20 protein-coding genes and 1 tRNA gene are annotated in these 24,767 nt (G+C 65.8%); 12 read left to right on the top strand and 9 right to left on the bottom strand.

What is annotated here, in order from left to right:
- Positions 1 to 28: 28 nt before the first annotated feature.
- The 3 genes from AAF604_12840 to AAF604_12830 are packed head-to-tail and all read right to left on the bottom strand — an operon-like array spanning position 29 to position 2,451.
- The gene (locus tag AAF604_12840) at positions 29 to 865 is read right to left on the bottom strand and encodes a cyclase family protein (protein ID MEM7050544.1); all 837 of its coding nucleotides are present in this window, start codon (positions 863 to 865) and stop codon (positions 29 to 31) included.
- Entirely contained in the window at positions 862 to 2,286 is a 1,425-nt protein-coding gene (locus tag AAF604_12835; GenBank protein ID MEM7050543.1) for a 2OG-Fe(II) oxygenase, read from the bottom strand. Before AAF604_12835 ends, AAF604_12840 begins: the two co-directional genes overlap by 4 nt.
- Before the next feature lie 42 nt (positions 2,287 to 2,328).
- On the bottom strand, positions 2,329 to 2,451 hold the full coding sequence (locus AAF604_12830) for a hypothetical protein (GenBank protein ID MEM7050542.1): 123 nt from the start codon (positions 2,449 to 2,451) through the stop codon (positions 2,329 to 2,331).
- A 301-nt stretch (positions 2,452 to 2,752) separates the two neighbouring features.
- Between AAF604_12830 and AAF604_12825 the strand changes: the two genes are divergently transcribed.
- Positions 2,753 to 4,327: a DEAD/DEAH box helicase gene (locus AAF604_12825; GenBank protein MEM7050541.1), complete on the top strand. Its 1,575-nt coding sequence runs from the start codon at positions 2,753 to 2,755 to the stop codon at positions 4,325 to 4,327.
- Between the two features lie 47 nt (positions 4,328 to 4,374).
- Here AAF604_12825 and AAF604_12820 read toward each other — a convergent pair whose 3' ends face one another.
- Both AAF604_12820 and AAF604_12815 read right to left on the bottom strand, forming a co-directional pair.
- Complete coding sequence (locus AAF604_12820; GenBank protein ID MEM7050540.1) at positions 4,375 to 5,748, bottom strand: PKD domain-containing protein; 1,374 nt, start codon at positions 5,746 to 5,748, stop codon at positions 4,375 to 4,377.
- Positions 5,745 to 6,506, bottom strand: coding sequence for a hypothetical protein (locus tag AAF604_12815; protein MEM7050539.1), 762 nt, complete (start codon positions 6,504 to 6,506; stop codon positions 5,745 to 5,747). The genes AAF604_12820 and AAF604_12815 overlap by 4 nt, the downstream gene beginning before the upstream one ends.
- A gap of 222 nt (positions 6,507 to 6,728) precedes the next feature.
- Here AAF604_12815 and AAF604_12810 point away from each other — a divergent pair, with 222 nt between their 5' ends.
- The 3 genes from AAF604_12810 (at position 6,729) to AAF604_12800 (ending at position 13,643) form a co-directional block, all read left to right on the top strand.
- On the top strand, positions 6,729 to 7,733 hold the full coding sequence (locus AAF604_12810; GenBank protein MEM7050538.1) for an AraC family transcriptional regulator ligand-binding domain-containing protein: 1,005 nt from the start codon (positions 6,729 to 6,731) through the stop codon (positions 7,731 to 7,733).
- A 221-nt stretch (positions 7,734 to 7,954) separates the two neighbouring features.
- The gene (locus AAF604_12805; protein ID MEM7050537.1) at positions 7,955 to 10,729 is read left to right on the top strand and encodes a hypothetical protein; all 2,775 of its coding nucleotides are present in this window, start codon (positions 7,955 to 7,957) and stop codon (positions 10,727 to 10,729) included.
- A gap of 112 nt (positions 10,730 to 10,841) precedes the next feature.
- A complete protein-coding gene (locus AAF604_12800) occupies positions 10,842 to 13,643 on the top strand; it encodes a hypothetical protein (GenBank protein MEM7050536.1) in 2,802 nt (933 codons plus the stop codon).
- Between the two features lie 173 nt (positions 13,644 to 13,816).
- On the opposite strand, the gene AAF604_12795 is transcribed toward AAF604_12800, so the two are convergent.
- The 3 genes from AAF604_12795 to AAF604_12785 form a co-directional block, all read right to left on the bottom strand.
- Positions 13,817 to 14,191, bottom strand: coding sequence for a hypothetical protein (locus tag AAF604_12795; GenBank protein ID MEM7050535.1), 375 nt, complete (start codon positions 14,189 to 14,191; stop codon positions 13,817 to 13,819).
- A gap of 142 nt (positions 14,192 to 14,333) precedes the next feature.
- Positions 14,334 to 14,768 (bottom strand): hypothetical protein, encoded by a 435-nt coding sequence (locus AAF604_12790; protein MEM7050534.1) that lies wholly within the window; start codon positions 14,766 to 14,768, stop codon positions 14,334 to 14,336.
- A complete protein-coding gene (locus tag AAF604_12785; protein ID MEM7050533.1) occupies positions 14,768 to 15,493 on the bottom strand; it encodes a hypothetical protein in 726 nt (241 codons plus the stop codon). The genes AAF604_12790 and AAF604_12785 overlap by 1 nt, the downstream gene beginning before the upstream one ends.
- Positions 15,494 to 15,587: 94 nt before the next feature.
- Here AAF604_12785 and AAF604_12780 point away from each other — a divergent pair, with 94 nt between their 5' ends.
- From AAF604_12780 to AAF604_12760, 5 genes are all read left to right on the top strand, one after another.
- The gene (locus tag AAF604_12780) at positions 15,588 to 15,803 is read left to right on the top strand and encodes an ECF-type sigma factor (GenBank protein ID MEM7050532.1); all 216 of its coding nucleotides are present in this window, start codon (positions 15,588 to 15,590) and stop codon (positions 15,801 to 15,803) included.
- Entirely contained in the window at positions 15,793 to 18,306 is a 2,514-nt protein-coding gene (locus AAF604_12775) for a serine/threonine-protein kinase (GenBank protein MEM7050531.1), read from the top strand. The genes AAF604_12780 and AAF604_12775 overlap by 11 nt, the downstream gene beginning before the upstream one ends.
- A gap of 185 nt (positions 18,307 to 18,491) precedes the next feature.
- Positions 18,492 to 19,052, top strand: a complete 561-nt coding sequence (locus AAF604_12770) for a TlpA disulfide reductase family protein (GenBank protein ID MEM7050530.1) — start codon at positions 18,492 to 18,494, stop codon at positions 19,050 to 19,052.
- 36 nt (positions 19,053 to 19,088) lie between these two features.
- Positions 19,089 to 19,358 carry a hypothetical protein gene (locus AAF604_12765; GenBank protein ID MEM7050529.1) on the top strand — a complete coding sequence of 90 codons (270 nt, stop codon included), beginning with the start codon at positions 19,089 to 19,091 and terminating at the stop codon, positions 19,356 to 19,358.
- 138 nt (positions 19,359 to 19,496) lie between these two features.
- The gene (locus tag AAF604_12760; protein MEM7050528.1) at positions 19,497 to 19,808 is read left to right on the top strand and encodes a hypothetical protein; all 312 of its coding nucleotides are present in this window, start codon (positions 19,497 to 19,499) and stop codon (positions 19,806 to 19,808) included.
- Positions 19,809 to 20,013: 205 nt separating this feature from the next.
- Here AAF604_12760 and AAF604_12755 read toward each other — a convergent pair whose 3' ends face one another.
- A complete protein-coding gene (locus AAF604_12755) occupies positions 20,014 to 20,502 on the bottom strand; it encodes a superoxide dismutase [Ni] (protein MEM7050527.1) in 489 nt (162 codons plus the stop codon).
- Between the two features lie 375 nt (positions 20,503 to 20,877).
- Here AAF604_12755 and AAF604_12750 point away from each other — a divergent pair.
- The 3 genes from AAF604_12750 (at position 20,878) to AAF604_12740 (ending at position 24,664) form a co-directional block, all read left to right on the top strand.
- Positions 20,878 to 20,952, top strand: a tRNA-Thr gene (locus tag AAF604_12750).
- A gap of 860 nt (positions 20,953 to 21,812) precedes the next feature.
- Entirely contained in the window at positions 21,813 to 23,063 is a 1,251-nt protein-coding gene (locus tag AAF604_12745; GenBank protein MEM7050526.1) for an MFS transporter, read from the top strand.
- Positions 23,064 to 23,458: 395 nt separating this feature from the next.
- Positions 23,459 to 24,664 (top strand): PQQ-binding-like beta-propeller repeat protein, encoded by a 1,206-nt coding sequence (locus AAF604_12740; GenBank protein MEM7050525.1) that lies wholly within the window; start codon positions 23,459 to 23,461, stop codon positions 24,662 to 24,664.
- Positions 24,665 to 24,767 lie beyond the last annotated feature (103 nt).

The raw sequence follows: 24,767 nt of genomic DNA, 5'->3' as shown, positions 1-24,767 counted from the left end.
TCGAATGCCATTCGGGCCTCTTGGAGCTTCAGTCCTTGGCGTCGGTCTCCTGCGGCACCAGGGCGACGACTCGCACCGGGCCACCGGAGCCGCCCTCGATCTTCATCGGCAGCGCGATGACGTAGGCGCCGGTGGCCGGAAGTTGGTCGAGGTTGGTGAGGTTCTCGAGGCCTCCAACGTTGCGTGCGGCGCTGATGCGGTGGACCGGGAAGTCTTGCGACTTGCCATAGTCGATCGACGCCGTATCGACGCCCAGCAGGACGACGCGCCGCTCTTCGACCAGAATCTTGGTGGCTTCGGCGCCGTAGCTCGGAAAGCTCAGCTTGCTGGCATCGCCGCGGGTGTCATCCCCGAGATAGGCCTTGGCTTGCGGCCAGTAGCGGCTCCAGCCGGTCTTGAGGATGACGATGGTCCCCGGGGCGATCTTGCCGTGGCGCTTCTCATGGGCCGCGAGATCCGCCACCGTCAGGCGGTAGTCGCGGTCTTTGGCGGCGGCGGCCGTGACGTCGATCACCACCGCCGGCGCGATCAGGTCGCTGAGCGGCATCTCGTCGGTGGCGTGGGCACCTTCCGCGAAGTGCAGCGGAGCGTCGAGATGGGTGCCGCCGTGCTCCGGCAGACAGACCGAAAAGGCGGAGTAGAACCAGCCGCCCTCGGTCTTGCCGTAGGCGATCTCCTGCTTCTCGAAGCGCGTCGGCGAGGTCGGCCAGTAGAGGGTGTCCTGATTGAACGAGTGGCTCAGGTCCACCATGCGGTAGCCGGAGAGGTCGAGGCCGGCGGCGCCGGGTGCGAGGACGAGGGTGAGGACGAGCGTCGCGAGCCTGGCGAGGAGGCCGAGGAAGGGGCGTGAAGCTGTGCCGATCATGACGCCGAAACCACCACGGAGCTGAGCTGGAAGGCGAGATGGCGCGGATCCTCCGACAGACCCACCGCTTTGGGCTGCAGCGTGCCGGCGGTCTCGACCCGCAGGGTCTCCTCGCTGCCCGCCGCCAGGGAAATCGGCAGGGAAATCTCCATCGGGCCGCGGCCGACGGTGGCCGATTGGCGGTGACTGCCGAGGCTGAGGGTGATCTCGCGACTCTCCGGGAAGAAGTCCGGCAGGAAGCCGTTGATGGTGACCGCGCCGAGACTCTCCGAGGCGCGCAGCGGGATCTCGAGCACGGCGCCGGCCCAACGGTCGTCCCACAGACCCTGGGGCGTGGCCAGCAGCTCGGCGTTGCCGACCAGTAGCGGTCGCTCGGCCTGCTCGACCTTGGCCTCGAGCTCGCGGTTGCGCGCCATCAGGCCGTCGAGCATCTCCGAGAACTCCTTCTCGCGGATCTCGAGAAAGCGGATCTGCTGCTCGCGCCGCTCGAGAAGTCCGCGCAGCTCGTCGGCGCCCTGTTGATCGAGGGGCCCCGAGGCGATCTCGTCCTTGACCGCGCAGACGTTGCCGGCGAGGGCCTGGGAGAGCTCCTTCTCACGCTCGTAGAGGAAGTGGATCTGCTGGTCCCGTTTGGCCAGCAGGGTCTTGACCTCGCGAAAGTCGCGTTCCGTCAAGGTCGCTCCGGGCACCAGGTGCGTCGGCAGCGGTCGCGGCACGTAGACCGTGGCGTGGGACGGCGCCACCTCGTCCGCCGGCCGCTCGCGTGTGTAGAGGTAGATGGCGAAGGACTTGCGCGACAGGTGGCGGTACTCCGCCGGTAGCTGGATCTTGTTGAAGCCGTGCCAGGAGCGCTCGCTGGTCTCGAAAATCACCGCATCGTTGAAGAACGGCGGGAAGGACTCGTAGTCGCTGCTGTCGGAATCCCAGGGATCGCGGTGCACCTCGAAGCAGCCACCCCACTCGGGGCGCCACTCCTCGTTGAGGAAGACGATCAGATTGAGGCGGCGATGCCACTGGGTTTCCGGGTGGTAGTTGAAGTCGACGTGGATGTCGAGCTCGGTGCCGTCGAGGTTCTCGTGGGTCCCGCCTCCGATGTAGGCCGGGTCGTAGAGCAGGTCCGGAATCCCGGTGAGGTCCGACATCAGGCGCAGGAACTCGGCGGATTGCACCACGTCGTCGACTTCCGAATAGCTCGAGCCGAGCTCGCGGACCTGCTCGCGCCAGGCCTTCTTGCCGACCTCGCCGAGCTCATTGACGGCGTCCTCGCGACGGAAGCTCGGAAACTCCCGCATCAGCCGTCGGCAGGCCTCGTCCGTGAAGAAGCTCTCGATCTTGACGTGGGGAAAATAGGGCGCCGAGCGAAAGGCCTGACGATATTGGTCGCGGCGCGCGACCACCTCCGGGTTGATGACTGTATTCATGCAGAAAAATCCTCACGGGTCGGTCGATGGATCCCGCTTTGGTCACGACCATTCGGTGGTGGTCCAGGGCCTGCCGCCAACGCCGGTCATGAGGGCGCTGCGGGGCAGCCGACGGCTGGCCTCGGGGCTCATCAGCAGTGGGGACGAGATTCGAGAACGCTCCAAGGAATGAATCCTCTCGGGCTCGGCCGAGCGTTGGTCGGGATTCGAACACTCTTAGATTAGATCCTGCCAGCGCCAAAGACAAACGATTGTTGGTAAATCTCACGATCTGTGCAAGGATGGCGAGGTGCGGCCGCTGATGAAGCGCCGCCTACCCTCAGGGCCGTGGAGCCCGTGCGGCGGTCTCTCCGGCGAAGTCCACCGTTTTCTCTCTCGATACACAATTCGCGAGCCATCCGCCGGATGGCCTGGTGCCGACCGGCGATGAGTCGTCGTGCGCCCTGCTTCAGGAATACTGAAAACGATGTCGATTTTTGCCTCAGAAGACCTCCATCCCAAGCTCCGCGAGGCGATTGCGGAAATGGGGTTCGATCAACCGACGCCGATTCAGCGGGACGCAATCCCGCCCGGCCTCGAAGGGCGCGACCTGCTGGCCTGCGCCATGACCGGCAGCGGCAAGACCGCGGCCTTTCTCATTCCGACTTTGCAACGTCTTTTGGCGACGCCCCGCAAGGGCGTCAGCCGGGTCCTCGTTCTCACCCCGACCCGCGAGCTCGCAGCTCAGATCGTCGAGCACTGCCAGGCCTTGTCTCGCTTCACCAACCTGCGCGCCAAAGCGATCTACGGCGGCGTTGCCATGGGGCCACAGGAAAAGGCCCTGCGCCAGGGCGTCGAGGTGCTGGTGGCCTGCCCGGGACGCCTCTTGGACCACTTCCAGTACGACTACGCACGGCTCTCGGGCCTCGAAGTGCTGATCCTGGACGAGGCCGATCGCATGCTCGATATGGGATTCCTGCCGGACATCCGTCGCGTGCTGAGACACCTGCCGCAGGTCGATCAGACCATGCTGTTCTCGGCCACCATGCCGGCACCGATCGTCGAGCTGTCGAAAAAGCTCCTCGACGACCCGGTGCGCATCGACGTCGAGCGCCGTTCGGCGCCGGCGCCGAAGATCGAGCAGGGTGTCTACCGGGTGCGCCAGGACCTCAAGTCGCGCCTATTGGTCGAGCTGCTCGACCGCGGCGGCCTCGGCAACGTCCTGGTGTTCACCCGTACCAAGCATCGCGCCAACCGCCTCGCCGAGTTCCTCGACAAGCACGGGGTTTCTTCCGAGCGCATTCACGGCAATCGCAGCCAGGCGCAGCGCACCAAAGCCTTGGCGGGATTCAAAGACGGCTCGATCCGGGTCCTGGTGGCGACCGACATCGCGGCTCGCGGCATCGACGTACGCGAGCTCTCCCACGTCGTCAACTTCGACGTTCCCAACCTGCCCGAGGACTACATTCATCGCGTCGGGCGCACCGCCCGGGCCGAGGCGACCGGCTCGGCCTTCACCTTCGTCTCGCCCCAGGAGCGCAAAGAGCTGGCGCAGATCGAGCGCGCCGTCGGGGCTCGCATCCCGGTACGTCATCTCGAGGGCTTCGATGGCAACGGCCCCAAGGGCGAGGCCCTCGAGATCCCGATTGGCCAGCGCATCGCCGAGATTCGGGCGCGCAAGGCCGAAGAGCGCAAGCGCGCCGCCGAGAAGAAGGCTCGCAAGGAGCAAGGGGCCCGAGGCCGATCGGAGGGCAAGGCGAAGGACTCCGGCGAAGGCGGCCGGCGTCGCCGCCGCCGCGGTGGCGGCGGTCGTTCGCGGAGCGCTGAGGGCGGTGGCAATGTCGCCGCCGGCGCCGCCGCGCGGCCGACTCGTGGCGCGGCCAACCGGCCGGCGGGGAAGCGCCCGGCGGGAAAGCGTCCGGTGGGCAAAGGCACCGGCGGCGGAGGATCAACGGCGGCTCCGTGGTGGGCGCGGGAATCGGCCCCCCAGGAGGACTCCGGTGGCGAGAGCGAGAGCAAGAGCCGGCCGCGCCGCCGCCGGCGGCGCCGGCGGGCCGGCTGACTGGAGAAGTCCTGGAAGCCGGCGTTGCCGGCTTCCAGGGGTCGGTTTTACTGCAGGCAGTCGCCGAAGATCTCGTCTTCGCAGAAGACGTCGACGAAACAGAAGGCCGTATCGGTCAAGCCGCCGGGCTCTCGCACCGTCAGGGTGACGAAGTAGGAACCGCTATCCGAGTACCAGTGGTTGACCGTTTGACCGGTGCGGATGGTGCCGTCATCGAGGTCCCAGGTGTAGGTCAGAGGACCGCCGCCGGGGTCGTTCGAGCAACTGGCGTCGGCGGTCACCTGCAGCGGCGCGTTGCCCCACTGCGGATTGATGTCGCAGCAGGCGTTGGGAAAGGCGTTGGCGGTGACCGTCGTCTGATCCACCAAGCCGACGGCGTTGTTGCCCTCGTCAGCCTCACCGATGGCGTTCTGCGGGTCGACGATCCACCCCAGATGGTAGTTGCCCGGCGCCATGTTCCCGGGGATGGTCACCGAGGCGTTGAGGGTCGACAACACGCCGGCATTGATCGAGAAGGTCGAGGTGCCGAGGAGCGTGTCGCCGGTGGTGATGAAGCGGTTCGTCGACAGGAAGAACTGCACCCTCACCGAGGCCTGGTTGGTGGTGCCGCGGTTTTCGAAGGTGAACGGAAAGGTGATGCGCTGATTGCGCGCCGCCGTGGCCGGTGCCGGGATCGGATCCGAGATGCCGCCGGCGGTGCGTCGGAAGGCCGAAGCCGCCAGGTCGCGAAAGGTCCCGGCGGAGCCGTAACCGTCGCGGGCGCCAGCGACGTCGTCGGCGTGGGGCTGGATCTCGTTGAAGTTGCCGATCACGCCGCCGTCCTCGTAGAACTCGTCCATGGTGCCCATGACGTCGTTCTCGTGGGCCAGTCCAAAGGCGTGACCGAGCTCGTGGATGCCGACGATGGCGAAGTTGAAGGGGCCCTGGGGATGGGGTGGCGGCGGATTGACCGCGAAATCCCAAACGCGACCAGGATTGAACAGAATGTCCGCCTCGCGGATGCGCGGCTGAGAACCGAATAGCCAGGGGCAGTTGTTGCGCGACAGCCGGGTGAAGGTGACGGCGAGGGCATTGCGAAACTGCAGCGGCACGATGGTGTTCCACTGCCCGCCGGTGGCGATCACGATGCTGTTGACGCCGTTGTTGAGGGCGACGTTGTCGTCGACCGCAAAGTTGTAGTTGAAGCGGACGCGTGACCCCGGAGCCTCGAGGTTCCAGGCGTTGCGCATCTGGTTGAGGGCCGCGAGCTGCTGGGAACCCACCGGAAAGTCCGGGTTCGAAGGCGCCATGTTGATGTTGGTGGTGTTCCAGGTCACCGGATTGCGGCACTCGTTGGTCCACTCCCAGCCCATCGCCGGCAAGGCCGCGAGGGAGACCAGCAGGACAGCGATTGTCAGGATCGTCGGTCGGCGAAGGCTCACTGGGCACCTCCCTTCGTCGGCAGGAGGCTGGCGGGGAGATCGCTCACCTTGGCTTGCGGCACGGCCTTGGGTGCTTGGAAGGTGGGTTCCGCGCGGCGTTTCGCGACCTGGCTGGCGAGGGCCGGCAGAAGCTGCTTCACGGTGGGGGCGTCGACGAAGTTTCGAGACCGGTCCGCCGCCGGCAGGCCGGAGATCTCGACTCCTTCCGAGCCGACCAAGGCGACGCCCGGCTCTTCCTGCTTCCAGAAGCCGTCGCGGGTGAGCTGAGAATCGGCTCGCCGCCAAGCGCCGTCGGCGAAACCGATCAAAGGCCAGCCGTCGTTGTCGGTGAGGATCTCCTCGCCCGTTTCCGGATGGCGGCGGAGGTCGAGCTTGCCCTGGCTCCAGCCCACCAGCGGGCAAACGCCCTGGCCGTTACCGGCCACGAACAGAACGTGGCGGCCATCGAGGGCGAAGCGGGGAATGCCGTGGATGATGGTCTGATCGTCCTTCGTCTCGCCACCGCCGAAGCGCAGGGTGAGGCTTCCTCCGCGAGGGAAGTCACCTTTGAGCGTGCGCTCGACCTCGAAGGTGACGAAGGTGAAGGGGAAACCGTCCTTGGCCGTCACCGCCGTTTCCATGTGAACCACGGTGCCGGCGAAGATCAGCTCGGCTTGATCGATTTGTTCCCCGAGATCCTGCCGGATCAGGGTGGTGGCCTGGGTGGACGCTGCCAGGGCTATCAGGCCGAGCAGCACCAAGATCGAGACTTTTCGCATAAACCTTGCTCCTTTTCCACAAGGGACCGCGAGTGGTCAGTAAAAAAGAGATGAATCCATTAAGTTATGCGAAAAGCAGAATCAATTTAACTCAGGCCTCCTGAAATTTCTCATCGTGGTTGGGTTGGGGGAGCGATGGCGCACCGCAAGATGGCGGGAAGGAAGCCGATTTTGACGCGACTGTCGCTGGTAGCGGCCTCTAGTGGCCGACAAGATTTGGCCATGGGACCGGTTCGCAATCGTTGTCATCTCGACAGGGTCGTCGCTCGGCTGAAGGAGCGGGGCGGCGACTCCTCTCAGCTCCTCTCATCGGTGGGCATCAGCCACCGTGCGGCCCGCGTGGCCGACTTTCTACCTCTGGAACCGGTCCTCGAGCTCGAAGAGTCGATCGCCCTCGAGCTCGGCGACCCTCAGTTCGGACTCGATCTCGGCCTGAGCAGCTCGCCCGATGAGATGTCACTCCTCGGTTATCTGGCGATTCAGGCGCGCAGCCCGCGTTCGGCCTTCGAGACGTTGGCGCGCTATTTCTCGCTCCACCAGACGGCGTCGGAAATTCGAATCCTCAACGAAGGAGCCGTCACCCGTTTGGCTTATGACGTGAAGCCGCGCGGTCTGCTGGCCTATCGCCAGGATACGGACTGCATTCTGGGAATCGGGATCAAGCTTCTCCGCTTGCTCGGGGGACAGCCGGTCGAGGTGCAACTGCCCGGAGTCGGAGTCGAGCGTCCGGGGGAGTACGAGGATCGCATTCAGAGCCGGCTCAGCATGGGCCGGAGGATGGCCGCCATCGTCGTGCCGCGGGACTTCATGGATGCTGCGCTGCGCCCGAACGACTCGGCCCTGTTCGGCATTCTCGCCGACTATGCTCGGATCAAGATCGCGAGCTCCGAGCCGGATCCTTTCCTGGCGACGATTCGGCGTCACATCATCGATGAGCTGGAGAGCGGCAGCCCTGATCTGTCCCTCGAGTCCACGGCTCGAGCCCTCCACATGGGTGCCCGAACCCTGCAGCGAAAACTGCGAGCAGCGGGCACTTCCTACCGCCAGATCGTGGATCGCATTCGTCATGATCTCGCGATCGACTTTCTCCGCCAGCCCTCGGCGCAGGCCTCGGATGTCGCGTTGTCGCTCGGTTTCTCGGAACTCAGTGCCTTCGATCGAGCGTTTCGCCGCTGGACCCGTCAGTCCCCCTCCGAGTTCAGACGCCAGACGATTCGAGCCCTCTGACCGGCCTTCCTCGGTCGGAGAGGCGGCACTCGGCTCCAAGTGCCGAGTCGTCGTGGGGGAGGGGTCTGCCCGAAGCCGACCCGCCAGCACCTCTGGCGTCTTCGGTCGCAGATCTGGCGCGCGGGATCAAGAAATCGGCGCCCCGGGTCAGACGGACCGCTGGACGGTGCTGGTCAACTCCGGCTCAGAGAGATTCCCAACGTCTGAACAGGAGATTTGCGATGCGCCAGAACCTTCGAACAGCCTCGCTAGCCGCTCTGATCGTCTCCCTACTGATCGCGAGCCAGGCGGCGGTCGGCAAGGAAGTCGCCTTCGGGCCGCGAGAAGATCCCGAGGGAATCGAGGGCTATCTCGAGCGAGCCTTCCAGCAGGTTCGCCCGGACCAGCTTCCGACCGGCATCCTGCTCGAGCGAAGCGCTCCGCTCGCCGGTGATTTGATCCTGGCCTACGACGGCTCCGGCGAAGCACTTCCGCCCCTCGATCGAGAGACGTTTTCGACGGTTTACGGTGACTTGCGGCGAGCGGCCGGGGACCGGCTCCTCGAATCGTTGGCGGACCTCCACCGCAAGGCGCGGGGATGGCGCGAGCAGGTCCGAGCGACGCCTCTCGGTCTGGTCCTGGTCGACTATCAAACCCTCTCCAGTGCGCCCGGCGTCAGCTGGTCCGACGGCGTTTTGCAGGTTCCTTCGGGAGAGCTGGGGGAGACTCGCCGGTTCGTCGCCGTTCATGTCCTGGCGGACACCGTTTTCCAGTGGTCGCCGGATTTCGTGGTCCCGGCGGACCTCTTGGTCCTCAATGGCTTGGACGTGACCCAGCTCGAAGACCTGCGGGTTCAGATCGGTACAGCACCGGAGGTCGCCGTCGAGCTCGACCGGCCCTTCCGGCCGGCTTGGCTGCCCGATCGCGGAGGGGATCTTGAGGTTGCGGTGCGAGCCACCGTCGCCGGACGCTCGATTTCGACCCGCGGCACGGTTCGATACTTCGCTCCGCGGGAGATTCCGACCAATCCCCTGGCGCCACCACCGACCGCGCACGGCGTGCCGACCCAGACGCCGGTGCGCTGTGCGGCGGGAAGTTGGCCAGCCGAGGATGAGTCCGGGGTGCGCAACGTGCCCTTCTGGGACCTCGACGACCCGGTGGTCGGGCCGCCCTACTTCGCACCTTGGGACGAGGCCTTTCAGGGAACTTCCGGAATGTTCTCGGTACGCATTGTGCCGGCTCGCAGCGAGTCCGTAGCCCTGACCCTCGATGGACGCTGTGTCGTCTCGCTGATCAATCCCCTGGTCATCCTCGATGGCCTCGACGTGCTCAACACCCGGACCAACGACTCTCACCTCGCGGCCTTCGGGGGACTGTTCAAGAAGCTCCTCGAGATGGGCTTCGACCTCGTGATGGTGGACTACTTCAACGGCCGCGATTGGATTCAGCGCAACGGTCGAGCCTTTCGCCACCTGATGACGCACGAGCTCGAGAAGTGGGTCGACCCGGGCGTCCTCGAGCGGGATGGCGTGGCGGTTCTCGGGCGCAGCATGGGGACTCAGGTCATTCGTTGGGGTTTGCTCGAGGCGGAATCGATGGACCTCGATCACAACGCCAGCCTCTTTCTCAGCATCGACGGACCCTACTGGGGAGCCAACATCCCGATCGGCTTCCAGGTGCTGGCGGTGGATCAGGGGAGTTCCAACGAAGCTGCCGAGATGGCGCTGCAGTCGCTGGAGAGCCCGGCCCCCTCGCAGCTCTTGGTTCGCACCTTCCCTCGGGGAGCCGATCTCGAAGCCGATGGCTGGTACCGGCAGCGTCCGGAGTTCAACGCCTACCGGGCGCAGGTGGCGGCCCTCGGCGGGATGCCGCAACGGACCCGCAATGTCGCGACCGCCCAAGGTAGTGGACCTGGTACTCCGGTCATGCCATTCGACATCGGCCTGCGGCTGATGAGGGCTTTCGGCGTCGGCGGCTCCGGGCCCTTGATCGACGCCCGCTTCACCATGGATGTCTATGCCGATTCGCCGCTGTTCGGCAAGGTCTACCGCTTCGAAAGGTGTCTGCGCGTCGTTTGGGCCCCGGAGCTCTGTGACGAGGTGGAGAAGACCGTCGGCGGCTTGGGCCTCGACACCATCGCCGGCAGTGTCTTTCCGACGCTGGACCTGCTCGTCGCTGGCCTCGGACCCACCGTCGAGGCGGAGGGCATCGAGTTCTCGGTGCACTACTCGTCGGACCTTCCGGCCCACTCTCACATCACGCCTGCCAGCGCCTTTGGAGACGTGGTTTGGGACAACCGGACTTGGGAAAAGTGCAACACCCGTCACGCCTTCTCGACGCCCACCGTCGACTCCCTGATCCTCTCCGAAATGGTGGCCCTGCGTGCCGGCTACGAGCCGCCGGCGGCGCCCCTCTTTCAAACCGGTTGCGGCCTACCGGAGCCGAGCGAGAACTGCTTCCCGGGAGTTCTGTGGTTCGCCGATCCGGAGATGCCCGAGTTCTTGCGCCCGTGGGACAACGGCGCCGCTTGCTACGTCACTCCGGTGCCGGCGGGTGAGCAGGGCCGGGTCGTCGCGGGTCACTTCGTCGTCGCTCCGGAGCTCGAATGTTTCGATGGCGCCGATCCGATGGGCGCTCTCTGCCTGTTCACCTCGGTGCAGGCGCCTGGGGTCGATCAGGTGACGATCCCCTCGACGGGCATTCTCCATCTCGACATCATCGACCACGCCGGCCCCGAGGCTTGTCCCGCCAGAACCCGCTTTGTCGAGCTGATCGATGGGGGCCCTGGCCCGCTTCCTCTCGACAAGGTCGTCTGCGAGATCATCCCCCGCCCCGGGGTCTCCCTCGCGGAGCTTTCCCTGGTCGGGCAATCGGTGATGGCTCCGGCGGACTCCTGCTGCTCCGTCGGAAGCGTTCGGACCCTCGATGGCGAGCCCACCTGCTACCTCGGGACCTCGCCGCAGGGGACGCGTCCCTTCGAGCACAACGGCGCTTTTTTCTACGACGGCTGGGACTGACCCCGTCCCTGCGGCGCCCATTGCTTCCTTTCGAGGCGGGGCCGTGCGACTCGGCCTCTCCTCCAGATTTCACCGCCGCCGGCCCGGCGCCGGCGACAGCATGGAGAAACGGATGATCAAGATTCAAGATGGCTTGGACTCCGCAGTCAGGGCGGTACTCGCCTTGATCCTTGCGGTCCTCTTCCCCTGGATGGCTTTCGCCGGGGAGCGCTCTCCCGCCTTCGGAGCTCCGCAAGAGCCTGCCCCCGAAGCTCTCGCCGAGACCCTCGAGCGCGCCTTCTCGCGCCTCGAACCGAGCCAGGTCCCAACCGGCATCCTGCTTGAACGGGGAGCGGTCTGGGGCGGTGCCCAGGTGCAAGCGGCGACCCTCGGTGAGAGAACCGACGGTGCCGAGAAGCCGCTTTCCCGGGGCCAGGTCGAGCAGGCCTACTTCGATCTCTCTCGCGGTGCCCTGACGGCGGCGCTCCTTGCCCCCGAAGAAATCGCGTCGCGGGCCCGCTTCTGGCGTGAAGAGGCGAGAGCGATTCCCCTCAGCCTGGCGATCATCGACTACGACACGATGGCCGGCGATCTGCCACTGGGGGTCCATGACGGAGTTCTCGATCTGCCCGCCGGCCGCCTCGGGGAGACCCGGACTTTCGTCGCCGCCCAGGCGGTGGCGGAGAAGGTCTACGGCTGGTCGCCGCGCTTCGTCGTGCCTTCCGACTTGCTGCTACTGAATGGCCCAACGGCTGGTGATGTGGAAGAGGTTTGGGTGCGGATCGGGGATACCGCCGAGCGTCTCGTCGAGCTCGACCGCCCCTTTCGCGTCGCAGGGCTTCCGGATCGTTCCGGAAGCCTGGAGATCTCGGTGCGCGCTGTCTTGCGGGATCGCACCCTCACCGGCCGAGGCCTTGTTCCCTTCCACACGGTCGAGGGCGATCCCGGCAAGCCGCTGCCGCCGGTGCCCTGGGTGCCGCCGGGAGTACCTCCGGCAGCGCCGGTGCCGTGTGTTGCCGGGGAGTGGTTCGCCGAGAATCAAGACGGCAAGGAGCGGGTGCGGTTCGTCGACCTCACCCGTTCGGTGGTCGGAGCACCGTTCTTCGCGCCCTGGAACGAGCCGTTCCAGGCCTCCGCTGGTCGGGTGAACGTTCGGGTGATCCCGGCGCACCCTGGGGCGGTGCGTCAGGTCTCGGAGTCGACCTGCGAAGTCCAGCTCCGTCGTCCGGTGGTCCTGATCGACGGTATCGACATCTTCAACGAGCGCACTCAGGACACCATCCTCGAACTCTTCGGGGGCACCATCAAGATGATGCACGACGTGGGCTTGGACGTCATCACGGTGGACTACCAGAACGGTCGTGATTGGATGCAGCGCAACGGCCGCGCCATTCGACAGCTTCTGACTTCCGAGCTCGAGAATCTGGTGCATCCCGAGGCGCTGACTCCCGGATCGGTGGCGGTGATTGCTGGCAGTATGGGGACCCAGGTGGCGCGCTGGGCAATGATGGAAGCCGAGGGGATGGGATTGGAGCATCATGCCGGCCTGTTCATCAACCTCGACGGGCCCTACCGCGGGGCCAACATCCCCATCGGGTTCCAATACGCCGCGGTGGATTTCAAGGACTTCGTCGCCGATGCCGAGAAGTTCTTGGGAGCCCTCGAGAGTCCCGCTGCTTCCCAACTGATGCGGCGCACTTACCCTCGCGGCGCCAGCATCCAGTCGCCGGGCTGGTATATGCCGCGACCCGAGAATGCTGCCTTCTATGGCGCAGCGACGGCGATGGGAGAGCTACCGCTCTCGACCCGCAATGTCGCCGGCGCCAATGGCAGCGGCTTGGGGACTCCACAGTCGAGCCTGGGCCAGGATGTTCAGCTGCTGCTCGCCCAGGCCAGTCTGGCGGCCGGCCTGGTGGTCGTCGTCGACGGTGAGGTGGAAGTGCGTTCCGACGGCGCCGGTGCCGTCGCCTATCGGCGGCGGATCTGTAGTGAGATCTACGGTCTGATCACCTTTTGCGACGAGCTCAATCGACCGATTCCGGGATTGGGCTTCGATACCACTCCCGGGAGCACCCGCTTCACCACGCTGGACTTCTTGGAAGCGCTGAACGGCGCCGATTTGCCGGCAGGCCTCGACCCTACCTTCGAGTACGAGCTCGATCGCCATGCCTTCATCCCGACGAGCAGCGTGATCGGTCCGGTCCCCTGGGACAACTTCACCTGGGAGAAGTGCAACACGCCCCACGTCTTCCCGACACCGACCATGGTCTCTCTGGTGATCACGGAGCTCGAGGGTTTCTTCGGTGGCAGCGTGCCGCCGCGGGCGCCGCTCTTCCGCACCGGATGCGACGTCCCGGAGCCGAGCGAGAACTGCTTCCCGGGGGTGCTTTGGTTTGAAGATCCGGAGGAACCGGAGTTCTTGCGGCCGTGGGACAACGGTGCGGCCTGCTATGTCACGCCGGTGCCGGCCGGAGAGGAGGGTAGAGTCGTTGCGGGTCAGTTCACCGTCGCCGCGGAAGTCGAGTGCTTTGATGGTGCCGACCCGCTGGGCCCCGACTGCCTATTCACCGAGGTGCAGTCACCGGGCGTCGATCAGGTGACGATTCCCTCGATCGGCATTCTCCACATCGACATCATCGACCATGCCGGCCCCGGCGCCTGTCCTGTCCACACCCGCTTTATCGAGGTGATCGATGGCGGTCCCGGTCCACTGCCCCTCGACAAGGTCGTCTGCGAGATCTTGCCCCGCCCCGGAGTCTCCCTCGCCGATCTGTCCGTGGTTGGGCGTTCGGTGATGGCTCCCGCCGACTCCCACTGCGCCGTCGGCGTCGTCCGGACCCTCGACGGTGAGCCGGCTTGCTACCTCGGAACCTCGCCCGCGGGGACGCGTCCCTTCGAGCACAACGGCGCCTTCTTCTACGACGGCTGGGACTGATCCAGCAGGTCTCGGCTGTCGGTAGTGGGTGACCCTCCCGGCCTCCTAGGAGGCCGGGAGAGTCCGAAGGTGAGGGCTTGTCCGAGGCCGCGTGAGGTGTGGTTTCTCGCTTCTTCACCCAAGGAGTCGCCGCCAGCGCCCAAGGGACGCAGGCGATTGCTCTCGAAGCGCCTCTAGGTCAGCGGAACGACCTTGACCTTGTGCTCGCCGCGGGCGTCTTCGACGATGATCTCGTCGCCGAGCTCGAGGAGGCCGACCTGCGATGAGTAGGAGGCGGTGTAGTACGACACGATGAAGTAGACGACGCTCGGCACCACCTCCATCAGGCGGTAGTGGTTAGGCTTGCCGTCCACCGGCACGAAGAACATCTTCCACGGGGCATCGCCGTAGAAACCGCTGGCGAACAGGTTGAGGACGTTGGCGGGGCCGTCCCCGTAAGGACGCGAGTAAGCGCGATACACCAGGCCTTGGGCGGTGGCCAAGCGAGTCTGTTCCGCCTGCGCCGGTCGTTTGGTCTTGATGTTGTCGAAATCCGTGTAGTTTCCCATCCCTCTCTCCAGTAGCTGGACCATGGCGGACTGGCAGTGCTGCCAGCTTTCGAAGAGATGTGTCGAAAGGAAGTAAATTCATTTCATCCGAATCGTCAGGGGGCCGGCTCCAGTCTCTCGGTGTCCTTGGGTGCGCGCCGGCTCAGAAGGGCCAAGGGCCGAGGTAGGTACCGTCGAAGAAGACGTGCAGGGTTTGCAGCCTCGGGCTCAGCTCGACCGCTTGACCGTCGGCGAGGAAGCGTCCGACCTGATCCGTAGCCTCCAGGGTATGGCCGCCGAACTCCAGGCGACCGCCCTCGATCGTCAGGTCGAAGGGCCCGGTGGAGCTGCTGAAGGAGATCAGGCGGTCATCGCCGGTGACGGTGAGGGCGCGCGCCTCGAAGCTTTGCCCCGAGGCGAGAGGCCATTCCTCCTGCCAGCCCACCACGGCGAGGCGGAAGGGCCGGCCAGCCAGCGACACGTCCTGCTGCAGAAGCACCTGCTGCTCTGCCATCAGGGGGGCGACTTGGGAGGGATCCGGGTTGGAGCAAGCGACCGCCAGCAGCAGCGGTGCAATCCAGCAGAGTCGTCGCCTCATCAGAACATCTCCCCGTCGCTCGCGAAGGGCACCAGATCAAGGCTGACCTGCTGTTGGTTGTCGATGTCGGTGACCAGGAAGTCGAGGCAGTGCTTCTTGCCACACGACGGCGGCGGATCGAAACCGCAGCCGTCGTAGGTGGCGCGATGAAACCAGCGGGTGAACTCCGAGCGGCGCAGGTTGGGTCGCTCGAGTAGCCGACGCTGAGCCGGCGGCAGCCCGAAGAGATAGTTGATCTCCTGGGAAAGGATGATGGCGTTTTGGCCCCGGTGCTTCGGTTGATTGAAGTTCGGAATGTTGTTGCCGGGAAGCGCCAAGTAGGAGACCCGCCCTTGGCGGGCTTCGCTCACCAGCTCTTCGGCGGGGACATTGAAGCGTTGCTGCACGTCGTCGCTCGGCAGCTTGAAGTACTCGATCGTCCCGGGAGGAACCGAATAGGGAACTGGCGGTCCCTGACAGTTCACCAGGCGCATGCCCCGCACTTGGATCTCCTGGACCACCACCGCGCCCGGCCGCGGACGCGGCGGGACGAACCGCAGCATGTAGTCGAAACCGTCCGCCGCCTGGGCCGTCGGGCGCCCCCAGTCGCCGGTCGGATAGCCGGCCCGAGCGCTGGGAATCTTCATCGTTCCGGTGGCGAAACGCGGTTCGTGAATGATCAGCAGCCGCTGACCGCAGCCGCCGAGGATGAGACAGAGCAAGAGGATCGCGGGAAGGGCTCGCATGGCTCTCCTGAGGGTCGGTTTGAAGTCGCCGTTCCTACGGAACCGGGGGGGAGCTGGATGAAGCCGGAGGGAGCGCGCCAGCGGCGAGCGCCCGATCGATCTCCTGGTCCTGGACGAGGCCCTCGATCTGCTGGCGGAGCGGGCGCCGCAGCGGGCCCGCATGGTCGAGCTGCGCTTCTTCGCCGGCCTCAACAAGGAGGAGATCGCCTCCGTTTTGAACATCTCGCCGGCCACCGTCAGTCGCTGGTGGAAGCTGTCCCGGGTCTGGCTCTACAGCTTCGTGGTCGAAGGGCAGCGCCTTGAGCTCTGAGCGTTGGGAAAGTGCCGAGCATCTCTTCCTCGAGCTCGAGGAGCTGGCGGTCGACGAGCGCAGCCGGCGGCTGCAGGAGATCGGCCGAGGGGATCCGGCGATGGCCGCGGCCTTGACGCGCCTGCTGGCGGCAGCCGGTCGCTCGCAGGGTTTTCTCGAGAGTCCCGTCGAGCTGATGGCGGCTGGCGAGGCGCCCCCAGGCGACGATGAGAGCGAGCCAGCTCCCGACGACCGCCTCGGCCCCTATCGACTGCTTCACGAAGTCGGTCGCGGCGGCATGTCGGTGGTCTATGCGGCACACCGTGCCGACGCCAGCTACGAACAGCAGGTGGCAGTCAAGGTGATCCGGCGCGAGATCGCCTCGCCCGCCATCGAGCAACGCTTTCGCGCCGAGCGCCAGATTTTGGCCCGCCTCGAGCATCCCGGTATCGCTCGCATCATCGACGGCGGCAGCAGCGAGGACGGTCGCCTTTATGTCGTCCTCGAATGGGTCGAGGGAACCGCCCTCGACCTCTATTGCCACCAGCGCCGGTTGAGCGTCGAGCAGCGCCTGCGCCTGTTTCGCCGGGTGCTCGACGCCGTGGGTCACGCCCACCGCAACCTGGTGGTCCACCGTGACCTCAAGCCATCCAACATCCTGGTGACCGCCGAAGGCGAGCCCAAGCTACTCGATTTCGGCATTGCCAAGCTGCTCGATCCCGCTCAGTGGCCGCTGGCGCCGGACGAGACCGAAGCCTGGGTACGGCTGATGACGCCGCGCTACGCCAACCCCGAGCAGCGCCGGGGCGAAGCGGTGACCACCGGCAGCGATCTCTACTCCCTGGGAGTCTTGCTCCACGAGCTGCTCACCGGTCACTCTCCGGACCCCGGGGTCGCCGCGTCGACCCCGGCGCCGAGCTCACTCGTGATCGGCCGGGATGGTGCCGGCGCCGAGGAGGCGCGGCGGGTGGCGGAGGAGCGGGATACGTCTCCGGAAGGGCTGCGGCGTAGCCTGCGCGGCGATCTCGACGCCATCCTCGGGACCGCCTTGGCGGTCGATCCCGAGCAGCGCTATCGTTCCGTCGAGCTCCTCGACGAGGATTTGAGGCGGCATCTGGAGGGCTTCCCGGTGCGCGCCCGGCCCGACCGATGGACCTATCGCACCGGCCGCTTTCTGTCCCGCCATCGGCTGGCCGCCGGTCTGGTGGCGCTGCTGATGACGGTGGTCAGCGCTCTCGGAGTGACCAGCTGGCGCCAGAGCCTGCTCCTTGCCAGTGAGCGCGACGAAGCGCGCCTCGCCCAGCGTCGCGCCGAGCGCCTGGTGGGTTTCGTCCAGGAAGTCTTCCAGGTGGCCGTCGAAGGCGAGGCGCTCACCCTCCGCCAGGCCGTCGAGCGCAGCGCCCGTAGCCTCGAGGGCAAGCTCGTCGATCAGCCGGGCGATCGCGCCGAGCTGCTCGAGATCACCGGCAACATCTACCGCGACCTCGGCATCTACGACCTCGCCGAGGTGCAGCTCGAAGAGGCCCTGCAGATTCGCCGCGGCCTCGACGGTGGCGACAGTCTGGCGGTGGCCTCCTTGCTCGGTACGCTGGGCACCGTGGCGGGCTGGCAGAACCGCCTCGACGCCGGCGAGACGCGGATCCGAGAGGGGCTGTCGATCGTCGCCGCCAGCCCGCGAGCCGAGGACCGCGATGTCGCCGTGCTGCTGACGGATCTGGTCTCGCTGCTCTGCCTCAAGGGGGACTTCCAGCGGGCCGACGAGCCTTCGGAGGAGGCCCTCGAGCTGGCTCGCGCCGCCTTCGAGGATGGCGAGTCCGACAAGGCCCGCGCCTTCGCCGGGCGGGCTCGGGTGTTGACGTCCACGGGCCGCAATAGCGCGGCGATTCCGCTCTATCGGGAAGCCGTCCGCCTGCACCGCCTCGCCTATGGCCCCGACCACCCCGAGCGGGTCGCCCTGCTCAACAATCTCGGACTCGCCTATCGCCAGGAAGGGCAGATCCGGGATGCCCTCGAGCTGCTGGGACAGGCGGTGGTCCTACAACGGCGGCTGCGTGGAGCCGACAATCCGGGCTTGGCCGCTCCCCTCAAAAACCTCGGGGACCTCCAACTCGCCGCCGGCGAGCTCGCCGCGGCCGAGGAAAGCTACCGGGCGAGTTCCGCGATCATGGAGCAGGCCTTCTCGCCGGCTCACTTTGCCGTCTGGGTCAATCGCGCCGGCATCGCTTCTGTGCGGCTACGCCAGGGACGGGCGGAGGCCGGTGAGGCGCTGCTCAGGGACTGGCTCGAGCAGTGGGGAAGCCGTCTCGAGAGCCCGTATCTGCGGGGGCTGGGGGAGAGCGTTCTCGGAGAATGCCTGACCGCCCAGGGGCGCTACGCCGAAGCCGAGCCGCTGTTGACCCGCAGCTACCGGGCGATCCGCGACCACCAGGGCCCCGACTCCGCCAAGACGGCCCTCGCCCGCGACCGCTGGAAAGCTCTCTACCGCGCCTGGGGGCGCCCGCAGCCCGACCTCACCGACTCCTAGCGCGACCTCTTTCGTGCCCGGACGATCGCTCGCCGGGTCGGCCGCGCCAGCCCATCGGCGAGAAATTTCACCTCCGATGCTTCGGAAATCTCGCCGTTCTCGCGTAACGGGGAAATTTCGCATCAAAGCTTCCGAGGAAGGCTTTCATCGCCTGCTCCGGAAGCGCGGCCCGGAGGAGAAATCGCATGCTCTGGAAGCGTCTGTCCCCCTACAGCCTGACTCTGCATGGACTGCTGCTGGCCCTGGCCGGTGCCACCGTCTTCCTGACCCTCGAAGTACGGCAGCTTCGGCAAGCGGCAATCGAGGGCGCCCTACCCTCATCGCTGGTGGCTGGTCAGGTGTTCGAGCCCTTTGCGGCCCTCGACCTCGACGGCCAGGAGCTCGAGGTCGAGCTCGCCGGTAGTGATCGCCTGCTGTTTTTCTTCACCACCACCTGTCCGTCGTGCCAGGAGAACCAGCAGCGTTGGCAGGCCCTTCACCACGAGGTCGGGGCCATCGCCGAGACCCTTGGTGTCAGCTTCGACCCGGTCGAGCCGACCCGCGCCTACGGTGAGGAGCAGCAGCTCGCCTATCCCATCGTCAGCCTGCGCGACCCGGGGATCTTCGCGGCGGACAACCAGCTTTCGGCGGTCCCCTTCACGGTGCTTCTATCCGCCGACGGCCGGGTTCGGGACTCCTGGCTCGGCACTCTTTCGGAGCAGGATCTCGACGAGATCCGCAGCTCCCTTTCCGCCATCGGCGCCTGAGCCGGTGCCTCTTCCACCCAACCAAGGAGTGATGCCATGAAGAAACTCGTCAAGTCGATCTTTCCCCTCGCGCTGGTCGCCGTGGTGGCTCTCGGCGCCATGACTCTGCTTTCGGAGCCAGCCGAAGCGCGCTTCCATTCGACTTGCCCGCTCGGCTACTGCCCAAACCTCAACGGCTGGACCTTCGATGGCTGCTGCACGATCTACAACCCGGCCCTCAGCACTCTGGAGATTTGCGCCCGCTACAAGTACACCAGCCCCTCCGGATTTACTTCGTTCTGTTACCGCGACTGTCTGGACGTCTAGGGACGCGACACCCGCGGGCTCACCACCCTCGGGGGCTTCGGCTCCTCGGGGTGGTGAGTGCGTGTGGTGGAGAATTGCCTGGTCGACGACCGCGCCGCAGTCGACCCCTCGCTTAGCTCACAGGAGAGGAGCTCAAGAATGAACCGCAAGCTGCTGCCCGAAGTGTTCATCCTCGGTCTCGCCGTGACCGCCCTGATCGCCGTCGCCCCGCGCACCGGTGGCGTTGGACTCGGCCCCGGTGGTCCCGAAGCCGGCCAGTGGATTTTCCTCGGTCACCCCGGTTGCGGCACCAACTCCGTCTGCGTCGACTGGCTGACCTGGGAAGGCAAGACCACCCACACCTGCTGCCTCGACATCAAGCTCCAGGGCAGCCGGGACTTCTACGACTGCGCCGACTTCCGGGCCCCCCACGGTGCCGGCGCCAGCAGCCAGCACGTCGCCGAGCCCTGAGGGCAGGGGCGGGGCGGGTAGGGCTGAAGTGCGGGGCGCAAGGCACCGGGCGGAAGGGTGTGTGATGTGCAGACCGGAATCTGCAGAGAAACTGCTTCCGGCGACCGGGATGATGGCGTGCTGCTCTTCGAGGTTGGAGAGCCGCGACGCTGGGAGCCCTGCCCGAGCCGGAAGGGAGCCGGCCCGGGCCTCACCAAAGGCCTCCCTAGTGCGAGTGGCCTTGCTCGCCGAGGTACGAAGTCTTGAGTGCGGCAATCAGCTCGCGCAGCTTCGCGACTTCGGCCAGGTCGGTGGTCTGCTTCGCCTTCATGGCGTGCACCATCATGCGGTGCAGAATGCTGAGCTCGTGGACGTACTTCTTGTACTCGTCACCCACCGAAGTCGCCGGCGGCTTGATGCGCTGGGCCATGAAGTAGTAGGTCACCACCTCCGTGAGCTTGTCGGCGTGGTCCTCCTTGTTCTCCACCCAACGCACCAGCTGATTCCAGTTCGGCGTCTCCTCGGCCGAAAGGCGGATGATCTCCTTCATCGACTTCTCGATGGTGGTGACATCCTCCTCCATGATCACGAAGCGGGTCTCGTCGCCGTAGATGCCACAGGGCACCTGGCAATGGGCGAGCACGCTCGGCGCCGCCAGCAGAGCGACGGCCAGAGCAACGGCGAAAGCGGTCCAGCGAAGGGAGCTGCGGGTCATCAGGGACTCCTCCAAGGGTCGAGAAAACGGCCAAGTCCAAAGAAACTCGAACGGGCCCACCGGCCACCGCAAGCGACCCGGACCCGACAGCGAAAGCGTTCGGCAGGCATTCTCTCATCGTGGTGCGCTCGGGGGGTGGAACAGGGCAGACCAGAAGCGGCCTCCGCAGGCCAGTCAAACTCCACCAGGCCCTCGCCCGGCCATCGAACGACCCGCTAGCCGGCGAGTTTGGGATGAGGGGGCATTCGCCGGTTTCCGCGAACCACCGGTCTCCCGCCAGCGAGTCCAGCCCTCGGATTGCGCCCAGAGGCACACATCGCCTAAAATCCCCGAGCCGCGGCCGGCCTCCGGGCTCGCCGCGCGCTCCCACTCAGGGCCACTGTAGCTCAGGGGTAGAGCAGCTGATTCGTAATCAGCAGGTCAGCGGTTCAAATCCGCTCAGTGGCTCCACTGCATCCTCATTGCTTCCACTTCTCACAGGTTTTTGTTTTGTGACCGGTGCCGAACGAGTCGTGAAACGACTCCTATCGGGAAAGCCGGGACCCGTAAAGCCCCGGGCCTTCAGACCTCAAGGCGTTGAACCCATTGCACTTAGGTAAGAGGGTGGCACCTCTCCCGCCGACACCTCTCCCCACTTAGGTAAGAGGGTGGCACCTTAGGCAAGTGGGCACTGGAAAACGGTCACCACCATCTTCGGTTCAAGTCAGTCCTGTAGTCCTGTCTGGACATTCTAGAACCTGCCGCAGACCTCCCGGTGGCACTCATGCACCTAGCTGGGTAGCCCAGCGACATTCGAGGGATCAGGGTCTACTCGCTGTGCATGGGATTTCCGATCTCGCCAGGACGGCAGAAATTTGCCGCTTCCTGCCTAAGCCAGCTTTGGGACGCTCCAGCAAAGTAGCCCACTCCTGTCCTGCCGTCGGAGCAAGCGATCCTCGTCCATCCGGTATCCGAGTTGTGTGCAAACCCGACTACGCTGGCAGCACCAGCAGCTACGGCAGTGCAGAGGGTGATCGCGAGAACGAGTAAGCCGATCTTGAGAGTGCGAGAAGTCATCGGTAGGTGCCTCCTTTGCGGCCCTCCGAAACCCTCCTCGAAGGACCAGCTTGAAATTTTGTCGAAACAATGAATATTCGAAAAATTTATCATTTGCTCTAGGGCTGGGCAAGCCCATATCGATTCCGTCCGTCCATCCATAGTGGAGAGTCGGGAGGGGAAAATCCCACGTCGCCAAGGAACTCAGATCCGAGAACCTCAACCTCCGGCGCTACCTCCACGCTTGGCCCCAAACCGCGATAGGTTCGGTCGCAATGACAAGCGTCCGGACTGCGGGGACGGCCCGCACCGCCTTCGGCTCGAGCCGATCTCGCCGGCTGTCGCTGCTGGCGGCTCTCTACGTTTCGCAGGCGATTCCACTGGGGTTCTTCATCGAGGGCGTTCCCGCGATCGGTCGAGATCTCGGTTTGTCGCTGCGCGATATCGGCCTGATCCAAGCGCTCGCCGCGCCGTTCATGTTCAAGTTCCTCTGGGCGCCGGTGGTCGATGGCTGGGGGGCGAAGCGCTGGGGTCACTATCGAAGCTGGATTCTGCCGCTGCAGACTCTGGCGGTGTTGGCGATCACCGCCATCGCCTGGCTCGACCCGAGCCGTCAGCTCGGCCTGCTGCTCACCCTCGCCGGCCTGTTCATGCTGCTCGCAGCGACCCAGGACATTGCCTCGGACGGCCTCGCCGTCCGGATTCTCGGTCGCTCGGAACGGGGTCTGGGCAACGGCGTTCAGGTCAGCGGCTTCTACCTCGGCCAAGTGATCGGTGGGGGCATGATCCTGCTCGTTTACTCCCAGTTCGGCTGGCGGGCGGCTCTCCTGGCCATGGCCGGAATGCTCGCCGTTCCGCTCTTCAATGTGGCGACGTTTCGCGAGCCGGAGGCCCAGGACAAGGCGCCCGGCGTCGACTTCCGATCGCTGGGCCGTTTTTTCAAGCGGCCGGGGATTCTTCCCTGGGTGATCGTGCTCCTCTTCTTTCGCAGTGGCGATGCCATGGCTCTGACCATGGCCAAGCCTATGCTCGTCGATCTGGGCCTGAGCCTGGGCCAGATCGGCCTGATCGTCGGTGTCGGGAACTCGACCGCGGCGGTTCTTGGGGCCCTGGCCGGCGGGGCCGCCATCGAGCGCGTCGGCCGCAAGCGCTCGCTGGTTCTGTTCTCAGCGTTCCAGGGCCTGGCCGTTCTCGCTTTCGCCTTGCCGGCCGTTGGCTACTCGAGTTTGCCCTTGATCTGGGCGATCTCGGCGACCGCCGCTTTCGCCGGCGGCATGGCGACGGCGGCGCTCTATACCCAGATGATGGATCGCGCCTCGACCCGCTTCGGAGGCACGGACTTCACCCTCCAGCAGTCTCTCGCGGTGGTGGGGCCGCTGGTGGGTGCGAGCGTGAGCGGCCTCGTGGCCCAGGCCCTCGGCTACGGGCCGCATTTCGGGATCTGCGCCGCGATCAGCTTGGGTATGGCGCTGTTCGTGGCGGTGGCGCTGCGGGATCTCTCCGAGGAGAGCGTGGCGCCGGAGTAGGGGAGCGCGGGCGGGCGCTTTGCAAAGCTGAAAGCGGGGCGAGCTACCATTACGATGGCGGTATCTGCAAGCGGCCGCGTCTCTCTCGAGCCTTGGCTCGGGGAGCGATAACGCGCGGGGTCTACGGCCAAGACGGCCAAGGCCTCCCCAATCGCCGCCCGACGCCGCCGTGGACTGGCACGACGCTTCTTCGAGAAGGTCGGCGACTTCGGAGGCCACTCTTGGTAAGACTCACTGCTCTACTCGTCATCGCTTGCTGCCTTTCTTCGACGGCATTCGACCTTTCAGCGGATCCAACGAAGGCTGAGACCGGATGGCCGCAGTGGCGCGGCCCTCTGGCGACCGGCGTAGCGCCGCATGCCAACCCGCCCCTGGAGTGGAGTGAGGAAAAGAACTTGCGCTGGAAGGTCGCGTTGCCGGGCAAGGGGCATTCGACCCCGGTGATCTGGGGTGATCGGCTGTTCGTGACCGCCGCCGTCCCCTACGGCGAGCCGGTCGAGCCGGTGGCGGCGCACCGGCCAGGCGCGCACGACAACCTCGAGGTCACTCGGCGCTTCGAGTTCGTGGTGATGGCGATCGCTCGGGATGATGGACGGGTTCTCTGGCGGCGCACCGTGAAGCGGGCGCTGCCGCACGAGATGGGCCACGTCACGGCGAGTCTGGCGTCGGCCTCTCCTTCGACCGACGGTCAGCGCGTTTTCGCGTTCTTCGGTTCCTACGGCCTCTATGCCCTGTCGGTCGATGGCGAGCTGGAGTGGAAGGCCGATTTCGGTCCCATGCACACCAAGCACGGTCACGGCGAGGGCAGCTCGCCAGCCCTCCACGGGGATTCGTTGATCGTCAACTGGGACCACGAAGAGGGTTCCTTCGTGGCGGCGCTCGACAAGAAAACCGGCAAGATCCGGTGGCGAGTCGAGCGCGACGAGGTCACCTCGTGGGCCACGCCGATCGTCGTCGAGCACGAGGGAACGAAGCAGGTGATCGTTCCCGGTACCAAGCGCTTGCGCGCCTACGATCTGGCGACCGGCAAGGTGATTTGGGAGTGCGCCGGTCTGTCCGCCAACATCGTGGCCTCGCCGGTGGCCGACCAGGGCATGGTCTACGCCGCCAGCAGCTATGACACCCGCGCGCTGCTCGCGATCCGCCTGGCGGGAGCCAAAGGCGACATCACGAACACTGAGAACGTCGCCTGGAGACGCTCCCGGAGCACCCCCTACGTGCCGTCGCTTCTGCTGTCGAGAGGAGCCCTCTACTACCTGGGCCACTACCAGGGGATTCTGTCGCGGCTCGACGCCCGCACCGGCGCAGACCAGCCCGGCACCTTCCGCCTGCCCTCGATCGGCAACGTTTACGCCTCGCCGGTCTCGGCCTCCGGCCGGGTCTACATCACCGACCGCAGCGGCACGACCGTGGTGCTCAGCGACGACGAAAAGCCACGAGTCTTGGCGATCAACGAGCTCGATGGGACCTTCAGCGCCTCGGCCGCGCTCGCCGATGGCGAGATCTACCTGCGGTCGGAAGACGCTCTCTATTGCCTCGTCGAAGAGGCGCCCCGAGATCTGCGGCCGGAGGGCGACGCCGAGGCCAACCCCAGCCGGTAGAGGAGCTTCTAGATAGGTGCCACCCACCTATCTAAGTGGCTTATTATCAGCGCCTTAGATCTGCGCCATTAGCCCTTTCGGGCTATCCGACATCATCTATGCG

This window comes from Acidobacteriota bacterium (genome assembly GCA_039028635.1).
Lineage (GTDB): Bacteria > Acidobacteriota > Thermoanaerobaculia > Multivoradales > JBCCEF01 > JBCCEF01.
This window is presented reverse-complemented; position numbering and strand designations above follow the sequence as displayed.